The sequence below is a fragment of the Blastococcus jejuensis genome (assembly GCF_039534705.1).
Lineage (GTDB): Bacteria > Actinomycetota > Actinomycetes > Mycobacteriales > Geodermatophilaceae > Blastococcus_B > Blastococcus_B jejuensis.
The window spans coordinates 175243-187815 of sequence record NZ_BAAAVV010000002.1 but is presented as its reverse complement, the minus strand read 5'-3'; the positions used below and the strand labels follow the sequence as shown (position 1 = coordinate 187815).

Below are 12573 nucleotides of genomic sequence, written 5' to 3'. Positions count from 1 at the left end.
CTACCACTCCTCGGGTTCGAGCACGGTCTCGAACTGGGCGAGCAGCTCGAGCAGCCGCTCCGGGCCCTCGGCCAGCACGTCGTGGCCGGTCGGCCACTCATGGACGGTCCAGGCGGGGTCGGCGCGCACGCGCTCGACGATCGGGGCGAACGGGGACTGTCTCGGCCAGTCGGTGGCGGCGACGTAGTGCTTGGCCGGCACGGTCTCCCACGCGCCGGTCAGCTGGATGCGTTGCAGCAGCGTGGCGCGCGGATGGGGCCGGGCCCGGGGGTCGAAGTGCGGCAGCGGCTGGACGGCGTCCTCGGCACCCGCGTCGCCGAGCCACCACTCGCGCTGCTCGTCGTCGGTCAGCGAGTAGCAGGAGTCGCCGTCGTCGGGCACGAAGGCGTCCACGTAGACCAGCGCCCGGACGTAGTACGGCAGCCGGTCGGCGACGCCGGTGATGACGCTGCCGCCGTAGTCGTGACCGACCAGCACGGCGCCCCCCGGGTCCTGCGACAGGATCACGGACGAGGTGGCCTCGGAGATGTGGACGTCGAGGTTGATGGGCCGCATCCTGTCGAGCTGGTCGTGCGCGCCGAGGCCGCTGAGACTGACCGCCGACGCGGTATGCCCCTGCTCGGCGAGGCGCTCGATAACCGGGTCGTACCACCACCGGCCGTGGCAGACCCCCGGGACCAGGACGAATGTCGTCATCGGTGCCCTCCCTCAGGGAGGCTGAACGGTTGCCCGTACAAGCCTTCTCCTGAACCGCTCGGCGCACCACCGCTGGCACAGAATCGAGACGCAGTCCGCCGCGGGTCAGCTGGGCCGACCGGGCGTCGAGCCCACTCGCGAGGCACTAAATTGCCTGCGTGGACGCGGGCCCGCCGGACGGCGGCCGGCCGCCCCGAGGACGGCTGGTCCGCGCGGCCCGGCTCGCCGCGCTGCCCGCGGCGCACCTCGGGCGCTCCGCCGTCGGGCTGGGCAAGCGGATCGGCGGGCGCCCGGCGGAGGTGGTCGCCGCCCAGGTGCAGCAGCGCACCGCGGAGCGGCTGTTCGCCACGCTGGGGCAGCTCAAGGATGGGGCGATGAAGGTCGGCCAGGCGATGTCGGCGATGGAGGCCGCGCTGCCTGACCAGCTGGTCGGCCCGTACCTGGAGCTCGTCTCTCGCGTCGCCGGGCGCTGGTTCTCCGGCAAGCACCGCTGGCACGCACTGGACTGCCTGCCTGAGCCGCCGGACTTATTCACAGGCCGCCAATTGAGTGGTCGGCGAACCAGTCAAGTCCCTACGCCCGAAGCTCGCAGATACTCCCCCAGCCGCACTGGAGCTCCGACGCTTCTCGCGTCATCAAAGACCGGGCGACGACGCATGTGCTGGAAACAGACTTCCATGGTCCCGGCAAGCGGGAAGATGGCCGTCGACCACGTCTCCTTAGCCTGCCACCGCGGCCCCTGGATGCCGAGCCAGCAAGATGTCCTGCAAGGACCGATCGAATGACACGACTGGGCTTACCGGCGTTTGTCGGGGTACCGCCGTACGTTCCTACCGTGACCGCAGTCAGCTCTCCGCCCCTGCTGCCGGAGGCATACGCCCGGTGGCAGGAGCGGCTTGCGCAGTCGTTCTTCGCTGGCCGGGGACACCAACCGGTCGTACTATTTGTCGATCGGGACGAGCTGCAGCGATTGTCTGACCCCGGCGAGGACGGGGCACGTTCGTTGGCGGCGGCTGTGCGTGACATCGTGGACGTGGCCCGCGGCGCAGGCATGTTTGGTCGCGCGCAGCGGCTCGAATCGCTATGGCGCCAGGGCACGCGCGACATGCCCCCGCCTACGCTCCCGATCCTAGCCTTGAGCGTGCTAGCAGCGTCCGAAATGCGGACGGATTCCAGCGCCCGCCGAAATGCCTATTACAAGCGACTGGTTGGCATCCTAGTGCCTGATTCTGAGGATGAGGCAGGCGAGATACGACTCCTGATGGCGCTCCGTAACGGCGGCGCTTTCCTCGCCGTGGTTGAGATGTGGGAGCAGCTCGATCGCTGGCTTGTCGAGAAGGACGGCGCATTTGGCATATCGACCATTCGTGCCGGCGTCGCTAACGAGTCCCGCATCGGGTATCCTCTGTCGCAAACACTGGTTCGCCGGAGTGACCGCGCGGCCCTGACCCGCTTCTTTTCGACCGCGCGCCTGAAGTCAGCGGGCGTGCCCAGCGCCGATTCTCTCCTGCGGATGCTCCGCCGCTGGGTCACCCACCGGGGCCACGGCCTCACCGATCGATTCATTGAATCGCTGCACGACGACGGGGTTTTGCCGATCCTGGGTCCACTCCTCCACGATCTGGCGACTGCGTGGGACGGCAAGATCATTACGGCCGAGGGTCTTCGCCGACTCGATCTCCGGTTGGCCTTGGATCTGGACGATGCGTGCGGCTGGTGGGTCATTTCCGCCGTCCGTGACCTACCGGGCGACCTGCTGAAGGGCGTGAGCGACGGCCATCCATTCGAGGCACGCATCACGACCGACGTACACAGCACCATGTACCGCACCGAAGGCATGCCACCGGTGCACGCCTCGACCCTGGCCGCAGGGCTCGCCGCCCGCGGCGAGCGGTGCGTCGCCGAGTTCCAACCAGCCAAGGTGCTCGTCCTCGCCAGCAATGCCGACGCCGGTGGCTGGATGTCGATTGACTCGGTTCAGCCGTTTGAAGAGCATGTCTTTGTCGCTGCCACTGACGCAGCGCGCGCGGTGAGCCAAGCACTGCGCTCCGCGGCGGACCCGGGCTGGCGTCCGCTCGATCCGGCGTTCACGGCGAAGCTGCTCGGCAGCGGGTTCAGCATCTTCGATCGCGTCGTGTTCTCCGATCAGGAGCGCCTCGATAGCGCACTGGCCGCGATGCCGGGCGCACTCGCGTCAGGTCTTCGGCGAGGGGCCGCCGTCCGGCCACGCCTCATAGGCGGTCTACCGATCGACCGCAGGATCGCCCCCAACATTTACCTGGCCGGCGGCGAGCCCGACCTGGTGCTGCCAGTGACTGACGAGACGCGCTATGTCGAGGTCAGCTTGGACGGGATGGCAAGTCGCCTCCGGGCGTCGCTGTTCCCGATTCCATTGTGCCGGTTTCAAGGCGGCATGGAATCCGGTGAGCACACGGTCAACGCCGACGAGGAGACCCTAACCTTTGTGGTCGAACGGGGATCGATCGACGACCGCGCGCCGGAGAACGTCGCCAGCATCGGCTGGGTTGAAGGGGTGCTGCAGGAGAATGCCACGGACGCGGTAGCGATCTGTGGCGCAATGATCAGCGACGCGGAGATCGATCGTCCGGAGCTGGCGCGACGTGGCTCAGCCCTGACCGTTCTTATCAGCGCCGCCGGACGAATGACCAAGGTTAGCGATCCACCGCCGCCCACTCTGCCAGGGCTGACGTTCGCGTTCTTCGAGCTGCCCTCCAGCACGGCCGTCTGGCTCGCACAGAAACGGACAGCGGGTTGGACGGTCACCAAGCTGCGGAGCGCCGAGCCGGCATTCCGCGGGCTGACGGACGCGGACCGTGCGTTGTGGGAAGAGCTCTACGTCGGCGTGCAGAACCCCAGTCCGTTATGGCGCCTGTACGGCCGAGCCTGGGAGCGCTGCCGTGCGCGCTGACACGATGCTGGCGTGGATGAGTGAGACCGGTTCGGGTGATCTCCTGGAACTGCGGCAGCGCGTCACCTGGCTGGCACGTACCGCCAACCGCAACCCAACCAAGACCGAGCCGGGCCGCTGGCTGCGCGACGTTTCCACGCTCGGTCACGCCGAGGTCGACTGGGAGAGGGATCGCTGGGCGATTGCATCCGCAACGGCGGTGCTGCTCCCAGCCAGTGACGGCACCGTTGTGCTCGCCGGGCGGCGGCCGCTCGACTTCGTCGAGCAGCTTGAAGCTGACTTCGCGGTGCACATCGCAGAGCCAGACGCGAACGACGCCTCACGGCTTCCGGTTCCCTCGACGGTCTACCTCCAAACTGAGTCGCTGGCGGAACTCGATCAGGCGCTCCGTCCGGTTGGCGTCCGCTACGTCGGATGCGCCGCACGGGCAATCGCCGAACGCTTGCCGCGGGTGCAACTCGGCGAGCCGGCCGGTCAGCCTGCGTGGGGTACGCCAGTTGAGCACCTCGTCGCTGGGGGCGGGCGTGGTGTCGACTTTGTTCGCGGTATCCCGGATGGTGACGGACTCTTCCGCTTTCTCGTGAATGGACGGCAGCAGTACCGCTACCGAGTCGGCGGCGACTGGCTCCGCACCGATCATGCACCCGGAATTTGGTGGGCGCTTGCCGAACGCCGTGAACAGGTGATCCGCTGGCGACGCGAGCGGGACTCGAACGGCGAAGACATCGGCACGTTGTTTATCGACCAAGGGGCACCACTGCCGCCGTTGCAGGCCCGGGCCCTCGTGCTGTGCAGCGGATTGCCGACACACTTGGGCAGTAGAGCTCGAACTGCGATCTATACAAACATCCCTCGGTCAGTGGCAGATCTGGTGGCAAGGTCAGTGCGCCAGTTCGTCTCGGTCATCGACTGACTGCGTGCTGGGAGGGCACATGTCATCACTTTCACCCCGCGGTCTGGACGTCACGGGCACATTCGAGCGGCTACGCGAGGCGTATTTCCGCTACTACGACACGCCGTTCGGGCTGGTAGACAAACGTCTCCAGACGGAGCGGCGCAAGCTCTTCGATCGCGACAATGGCGTCTACCGTCGACCGCTCATCGAGCTCCGGCCCGAATACGTCACCGCCCCCCGTAACCTGGCTGAGTCGGTCGCGGCCTCTCATGGCCCAGACGAACTTGGCGCATTCGCTGGTGCGGGCCTCATCCCACCGGGACGGCCGCTCTACCTCCACCAGGAGCAAGCGCTCGAAGCCGGCCTTACTCCTGGCCGCAACATGGTGATCACGGCCGGCACCGGGTCGGGCAAGACCGAGTCATTCCTGCTGCCGATCCTCGCTTCATTGCTTGAAGAGTCACGCGGTTGGAGCGACGGCTCCGCACCGCTCGTGCCATGGTGGCGCACACCCGGCGGCGGCTTCCACTCGCAGCGCCAGGGCGAGACCGGGCGGCCCGCCGCGGTTCGGGCGCTCATCCTCTACCCGATGAATGCGTTGGTCGACGACCAGCTCATGCGTATGCGGCGCGCGCTCGACAGCGACAACGCCCGCGCCTGGCTCGACAGCAATCGGCACGGCCACCGCTTCTTCTTTGGCCGCTACACCGGTGCTACGCCCGTAACAGGCAGCCGTACCAGCGACATCGCGGTGGAGCGACTGCAGCAGATCCTGCATGAAACTGAACAGCGCGCCGCACGAGCCGCCGCCGTCGCGGCGGCGGCCGGCAAGGACGATGTCCGCTACTTCGTGCCGCGACTCGACGGTGCGGAGATGCGTTCGCGCTGGGACATGGCTGACGCCCCACCCGACGTACTCGTCACCAACTACTCGATGCTCAACGTGATGCTGCTGCGGGAGCGCGATGAGCACTTCTTCGATTCAACACGGGCATGGCTGGATGCCGAACCTGCTCACCGGTTCACGTTGGTCATCGACGAGCTGCACATGTACCGAGGTACGGCCGGGACCGAGGTCGCCTATCTGCTGCGCAATCTAAAACAGCGGCTTGGTCTTACGGATCGCCCGGACAAGCTTCGAATCCTGGCCGCGTCCGCATCGATCGACGCTGACCGCGACCAGGAATACCTCGAGCAATTCTTCGGCGTCGATGCCGCTTCATTCGACTTCGTCCGTGGCAGCCTGGCGATGCCGACCAATGCGCCGACCGGCACTACTGCGGATGCAACCGCGATTCGCACCGCCGAGCCGGTCGACGCTGCCACGTACGCCCGCAGCCACGGTCTCCTGGACGCTGTCCGCCGGGCCTTTGTTGACCCCGCTGAGAACGGTGAAGACATCGCTTCTGCGAAGGCGCTGCCGGCGCTGTCAGCGCGCGTCTTCCCGGACACTGCTGCCGCGGAGCGAGACGAGGCGCTGACGCGCCTGCTACGCGGCATGGCCCAGTTGCCGGTCGACACCGACCCCAAGGTTCGGGCCCACTACTTTTTCCGCAACGTCCCTGGTGTATGGGCATGCACTGATCCCAACTGTCCCGATGCGCCTGATCGTGCCGAGCCGCGCCCGGTCGGCCGTCTGTTCAGCGAACCGGTGACGCGCTGCAGCTGCGGTGCTCGGGCGCTGGAACTGCTCTATTGCCAGAACTGTGGCGACGTCCTGCTTGGCGGTTTCACGCCAGAGGGAGCCACGCAGAAGCCGACCGTCCGCACCCTGCTCCTTGGCGACGTGCCGGAGCTCGCCAAGCTGCCCGACCAGGTACGGCTGGAGCGTACCGCCGAGAACTACCTCGTGTACTGGCCGAACGCGGCGGAGAACCTCGATGGTCCCGAAACGACGCGCTGGACCCGCGACGGCGGCAACGTCAGCTACAGCTTCCGCCGCAGCGCGTTCAACCCGGCAAACGGCGAAGTGCGCAACGTTGGCGCCACGGGCGGGCACACCGGTTGGACGTTCCACGCCGTCGTCCGGCCGAGGCGTGACATCGCAACTGTCAGCCCATTCCCGACGTGTTGCCCGAACTGCGGCGACGACTGGGCGATTGAGTACGGGCGGAGTGGTCGTCTCCCGCACACTGACCCGGCCACGCAACGCTCGCCGATCCGCGGCATGCGCACGGGTTTTGAAAAGATCAATCAGGTACTGACAACTGAGCTGGCAACGGACCTGGCGGTGCAGGACCGGAAGGTCATCCTCTTCACCGACAGTCGGCAAGACGCGGCTAAGTTGTCTTCCGGCCTCGGCCTTCGCCACTACCAGGACCTGTTGCGGTTGCTGCTGGTCGAGTACTTGAATGCCACTAGCGATCCGTCGGCCGATCTGGCCCTGGCGCGGACACACTTTGTCGGCAACGACAAGACAGCCGAGACGTGGGACGCGATCGATCGGCTGGAAGCCCGTGACGCGAACCTCTTCGGCCAGCTGCGCAAGATATGGGAAGGCCGACCGGGCACCGACCCCGGGGACGAGCCGGAGCTGGTTGCGCGCCTATCCGTGGGCTCGACGCTGGACGTGAGTGCCGGTGCGATCGCGCAAGTGCTGCTCGGTCTCGGCCTGAACCCGGGTGGGCCGCACGCCAGCCTCCAGGAGACCGCCCGCAAGCCGAAGCGACGCTGGACGACGCTCTACGACTGGGATGCGAGTCCCGTGGCGCCGCGGGCCGGCCTCTCACCTGAGCAAGGCGCTCTTAGGGCCGAGATCAACCAATCGCTGGTCGTCGAGATCGTGAATGGGTTGTTCTCCGGGGCCGGACGTGACTTCGAGTCGCTCGGTCTCGGCTGGCTGGCGCTGGCCACTGATACCCGACCGATCGGTGAGCCGGTCACGACCGACCTCGCATACGCGCGGGCGAGTCTTCGCGTGCTCGCTGACACGCGCCGCTTTGACGGGATGCGCGATCCGCGGCCCGGTCCGCCCCGCCAGCTTAACCGCTTCTGGCGCAAGATCGAACAGGCCGGCGGACCATCCGTGGCCGACCTGACCCGTATCTTCGCCGAGCAGTGTGGCCCGGCGGTACGCGACTACCTCATCGATCCGGCACGGGTTGTCCTGCGCCATGGTGACGGGCGTGCGTGGGCGTGCACCAACTGCCATCGCAGGCACCTCACGCTCGGCTGCGCCTACTGCACCTACTGCGGGACGGTGCTGCCCGATACCCCCAGCGCCTACGTGGTCGATGAGGACTATTACGGCTGGCGCGCCACCACGGGGTCAGGACGATTCCGCCTCAACAGTGAAGAGCTAACGGGCCAGACCGACCGAATCGACGCCCAACAGCGCCAGTCTCGGTTCCAAGAGGTCTTCCTGGAATCGGGAGCGAACCCCGAGGTCCCGATCGCGGATGGCATCGACATGCTCAGCGTGACGACCACGATGGAGGCCGGCGTGGACATCGGCGCTTTGTCGGCCGTTGTGCTCGGCAATATGCCACCGACCCGTTTCAACTACCAGCAGCGCGTCGGCCGTGCGGGCCGGCGCGGCACGCCGGTCGCAGTGGCCTTGACGGTCTGCCGGGGCCGGAGCCACGACGAGTATTACTTCGATGCACCCGACCGCATCACGAACGATCCAACCCCTGAGCCCTACCTCGCGATGGGCCGTGTGGAGATTCTCTTGCGCTCGCTGCACGGCGAGACGCTGCGGCTGGCCATGCCAGAAGTCGCGGACGCGATCGACGCGACCGGCGTGCAGTTCAACCGGACTAACAACGTGCACGGCCCCTTCGGCACGGTCGCCGATTGGCTGACCGTCCGGCCATTGCTCGTCAACTGGCTGACCCGCAACCACCAGCTGGTTGAGCAGGCAGCCGTTGCGATCACCGATCGGACGCCGCTGGCGTCGCAGGCCACCGACCTGGCAAGCCGGTGCATCGCCGAGCTGCCGGGCCTGATCGACACAGCCGTGGCGAGCGTGGGAGACGACGAGCTGAGCCAGCGACTGGCTGAGCGCGGCGTGCTGCCGATGTTCGGCTTCCCAACGAGCGTCCGCTACCTATACCTACGCCGCCCTGGATCCTCGTACCCCTGGCCGCCGCGTATGACCATTGACCGCGACCTTGCGATGGCCGTCAGTCAGTTCGCCCCGATGAGCGAAGTCGTCCGAGACGGGCGGGTCTACACGTCTGTGGGGGTCGCCGCCTTCGAGGGTGTCGGCAAACCTCCCCGCCTTCCGACGGATGACGCCCTCGGCGTCAGTCGCGACATCTATCTATGCCGATCATGCTCATTTCTCTCTTCAGGCAACCTCGGTGACATCACCATCTGTCCGCAGTGCGGCTCCCCGAATGCCTTCGGGCGCTTCACACTGCGCGAGCCACTCGGCTTCCGGGCGGGCGCCTGGCCACGAGACTTTGATGGCAACTTCAGCTGGACGCCCCGGTCGATGGCAGCCCGTGCGCTGGCGGACCTGTCTGCGTTGCACCAGGAACCGCACGGCGCGGCTTTGGCGTACTCCGGGTCGGGCCAGCGCTATGTGATCAACGACAACGGCGGTCGGCTGTTTAGCTTCCGCCCCGCCGCACCACCGCCGACAGGAAATGCCCCTTGGGGTGGATATGTCTCGACCGAGGCAGTCGCCAAGGGTCTGGTCCCGCCCAACGACGTAATGGGCGACGAGTTTGAGGTTGCTTTGGGCGCAGTGCAGCCGACCGACTTCCTGTTCCTCGGTCCCGAGCGCGGCACGCTGCCCGCTGAAGGCCTGCGCCTCAATTTCGCCTCCCGGTTCCAGCCGAGCGGTGCGGCCGACCCATCCGACGGGCGGCGCGCTGCCTGGTACTCGCTGGCCTTCATGCTGCGTAAGGTCGCGGCGGCGAAGCTGGATATCGAGCCGCTCGAACTGGTGGCTGGCATCTTTGCAGGCATGGCGAACGGCGAGCCAGCGCCGTATGCGTTTATCGCTGACACGCTGGAGAACGGCGCAGGATTCAGTACTCACCTAGGTGACCCAGCGGTCTTGCCGTCGCTCCTCGATGACGTCGACACCTACCTGACGCGTCTGGCGGAACCGGATCACGCCGACATCTGCACCGCGTCCTGTTACCGGTGTCTGCGCGACTATGGAAACATGTCGTATCACGCCTTGCTGGACTGGCGCCTCGCTCGGGATCTGCTCGCGGTCCTGCGAACCGGCCATCTCACCGTGGACCTTGTCGATCAACAACGGGCATTGGATAACTGGTCGCACGGCTACCACGCGGCCCCCATCGCGGCCGTGCCCGGCACGGCACGATTCACCCATCCGCAGCTGGGCGACTACATCTTGGTCGTGCGACACCCGCTGGAAGCATCCGAAAGCACGTTCCTCAATGAGCGGCTGGCCGAGGCCGCCGCGTTTGCGGAGGCCGAGGTCGGCAGTGCCAAGCAGACGTTCTTCGTCGATGCCTTCACACTCGACCGCGACCCGGGCAGGGTGTTCCAGCTCTGCGACGACGTCGCCGGCCAGCCGTGAGCGCGCCCGCCGATGACGGAGGCTGGCTGTCTCCAACGCGTGCCTGGCGGGTAGCGCAATGTCCCGCCTCGGCGGGGCCGGGCGTGTCGGGGGTGGTACAGATCGACCGGCCCGCGCAGAACAAGGGATCTTTGGCGCACCGGGCGCTCGATTTCTGGGTACGGGCCCACGGCTACGAGGCGGCTGATGTGCGCGGGTCCATGCGCACAGCCATCGATCAGGCCGTAGCCGAGCTTGGTTCTGAGGCGCCGTCGGATTGGACACTGACCGGCAAGCGACTGCTTGCGCGTGCACCCGCGTTGGCCGAGGCGTTCGGCGATGAGGTCGACGACGTGATTCCGGAACGGACCATCCGGGATGCCGCCCTGCGGATCTACGGGACGCCCGACATCGTGGTGCTGGGAAAAGAGATCACGCTCATCGACTTGAAGACCGAGCAAATCGATGATGACGAACTATCGCCATGGATCAAGTTCCAGCTGAGCGTCTACGCGCATCTCGTCGCGCAAGAACACGGTCGGCTGCCTCGTCGTATCGAGGTCTTCAGCACGCAGCGCGGGCGCATGCCGGTACAGCTCAGGGACACCGACATCTCGGCGGCCTTAGCTGCGTTTGAGGCTGCCCGCCGAGCCGATCCGTCCGCCGCGAACCCCGCCGAGGACACCTGCCGCTATTGTCACCGAAGACTGCGATGCGATGCACAGTGGCATGCGGCGCCCTCGTGGTCGAAGAGAGACTGCGTCGCCGGGCGCGTCACCCGGACTGAGCGATCCATGAACGGGCTGACCGGACTCTGGTTGGAAACCGCCGACGGTCCGGTACTGCTAAGTGGCGTCCCGACGGTGCTCGTGCCGGATGTCGACGGCGCATCGATCCGCGCAGTGCGCGTCAGCGCGTCGCCGCGCGCGGATAGCGACCAGCCCAACTGGCGGTGGGGCACCCGTAGCGCGCTTGCTGTGATGTCGCCTTAGCCGTACTGACCAGCGGCGTTGGTCGAGGGCTTGCGACGACGGGATCCGACTGAGCGGTCTAGTAGAGGGCGGACCTCCTGAAGCGCCGCCCCGATCGACGTGCGCGCGGCCCCGCGCGAGCGGCGACAGTAACGCGTGACCGTCCTGGGCGCAGGTACCAAGCTTCGGTGGTTGAACCGCCATTTCGGGAGCCTCCCCTCGACTACCGCGGCCCTTTCGAGGGTCAGCCGCGGCAGCGCGCTGGCGCGGCAGCTCATTTGGACCGGCATCGGATGCGCCTTGCCAGGAACGCCCAACTCGCGCCGGGTCGCCCGCGCCCACCTCGGGCCTGTACGCCCCCGGAGGGCGCATGGCGGCGCGGATGCCGACACGGGTGATAGTGCTCCTGCTACCTCACCCCGACCAAACCGCCCTGTTCCGCGTTGCCCAACTGATACACCGGCTGCCACGACGAGGGGCCTCTGGCTACAGACCTCGGTGCTTGCCGGACCAGTCGACCACCAGCCGGCTTCCACGACCACAAATACAGCTAGATCCGCTTCCGCGGAATGACCGGCGCAGGGACGGCAGGATCGGCAAGTTCAGCGAGACGCCAGTAGCTACCCGAGATCTCGGCTGCATCTAGATCCCGAGCGGGCTCACATGGAACCACCCGGGCAGACACGAATTCACCCTTTTTCGGCAATTGGAGTCCCAAATCACGGGCCACCAGCGGATCATTCTCCTGGTGCCCCAGCACCAGAATCCCCTCCGGCTGAAGGTGCGTTCGCGCGCCACCGTTGCCCCTAGCTCGCTTCATGAAATCGTCTTGCTGAGCGACTGTGGCCAGCTCAGCCCGACGAATCAGGCGTCGTTGAACCAGTCGGAAGAGCTGGTTAACACGAGCCTGTCCGTGGCTAGAACCTCGCTTCGAGCGTGCCAAGAAGATGGCATCTCGGGTCGGCCCGTCCAGCTCGAGAAAGAGATTCGGCGCTAGATAACCGTGTCCCTCCCACAGCCATCGGATACGTAGCCGACCAGCCAGCGAAAGCACGCCCTTGGCGTCCCGGTTTCTGCCGGGATTCATTAGCTCCTCAGTTACGCGGATCAGACCTGCACGCCAGGAACTTCGCTGGTCATCCGCCGTCACAAGCAAGGCCAGGTGACCGACGACCTCGGGCGGGAGAGTCCAGCCTCCTTCGCGCATGGAGTACTTACAATCCACCTGGACGCCAGCGATCCGGTAGTCGGTGGCATCCCCACCATCGAACTTGAATCGACGCTGCAGGTTGATCTCTATGAGAGTCCCCATGTGCGTCTTCTCGGTCTTAAAGAGCTGGTCGAAGCTCCAGCGACCGCTGTGCTGGCCGTCGTAGAGCTGGTCGAACGTATCGCGAATGACCTCGGCGACGGCGTCCCCCGTCGAGTCAAGCGCCATCAGGGCATCCTCGACTGCGTCTAACTCAGCATCTTCTCCGCGGACTGGCGGACGGGGCGCGGCATCTACAGACACGGTAACGCAAGGTAGCCGGCCGGCATACTGCTAGCGATGAGCTTGCAGTATGCCGACAAGCAGTCGGCTCCGATCGGCTCAGTCTGG

7 protein-coding genes are annotated in these 12573 nt (G+C 66.4%); 5 read left to right on the top strand and 2 right to left on the bottom strand.

Features of this window, described 5'->3' with window-relative positions:
- Entirely contained in the window at positions 1–696 is a 696-nt protein-coding gene (locus tag ABD644_RS04605; protein ID WP_344687398.1) for an alpha/beta fold hydrolase, read from the bottom strand.
- A 158-nt stretch (positions 697–854) separates the two neighbouring features.
- Between ABD644_RS04605 and ABD644_RS04600 the strand changes: the two genes are divergently transcribed.
- The 5 genes from ABD644_RS04600 to ABD644_RS04580 are packed head-to-tail and all read left to right on the top strand — an operon-like array spanning position 855 to position 10994.
- The gene (locus ABD644_RS04600) at positions 855–1481 is read left to right on the top strand and encodes a hypothetical protein (protein ID WP_344687397.1); all 627 of its coding nucleotides are present in this window, start codon (positions 855–857) and stop codon (positions 1479–1481) included.
- 50 nt (positions 1482–1531) lie between these two features.
- Positions 1532–3625 (top strand): hypothetical protein, encoded by a 2094-nt coding sequence (locus ABD644_RS04595; protein WP_344687396.1) that lies wholly within the window; start codon positions 1532–1534, stop codon positions 3623–3625.
- Positions 3615–4538, top strand: a complete 924-nt coding sequence (locus ABD644_RS04590; protein WP_344687395.1) for a hypothetical protein — start codon at positions 3615–3617, stop codon at positions 4536–4538. Before ABD644_RS04595 ends, ABD644_RS04590 begins: the two co-directional genes overlap by 11 nt.
- A 19-nt stretch (positions 4539–4557) precedes the next feature.
- Positions 4558–10023: a DEAD/DEAH box helicase gene (locus ABD644_RS04585; protein WP_344687393.1), complete on the top strand. Its 5466-nt coding sequence runs from the start codon at positions 4558–4560 to the stop codon at positions 10021–10023.
- On the top strand, positions 10020–10994 hold the full coding sequence (locus tag ABD644_RS04580) for a PD-(D/E)XK nuclease family protein (protein ID WP_344687392.1): 975 nt from the start codon (positions 10020–10022) through the stop codon (positions 10992–10994). The genes ABD644_RS04585 and ABD644_RS04580 overlap by 4 nt, the downstream gene beginning before the upstream one ends.
- 529 nt (positions 10995–11523) lie before the next feature.
- Here the strand turns inward: ABD644_RS04580 and ABD644_RS04575 are convergent.
- The gene (locus ABD644_RS04575; protein WP_344687391.1) at positions 11524–12486 is read right to left on the bottom strand and encodes a NaeI family type II restriction endonuclease; all 963 of its coding nucleotides are present in this window, start codon (positions 12484–12486) and stop codon (positions 11524–11526) included.
- Between the last annotated feature and the right edge of the window lie 87 nt (positions 12487–12573).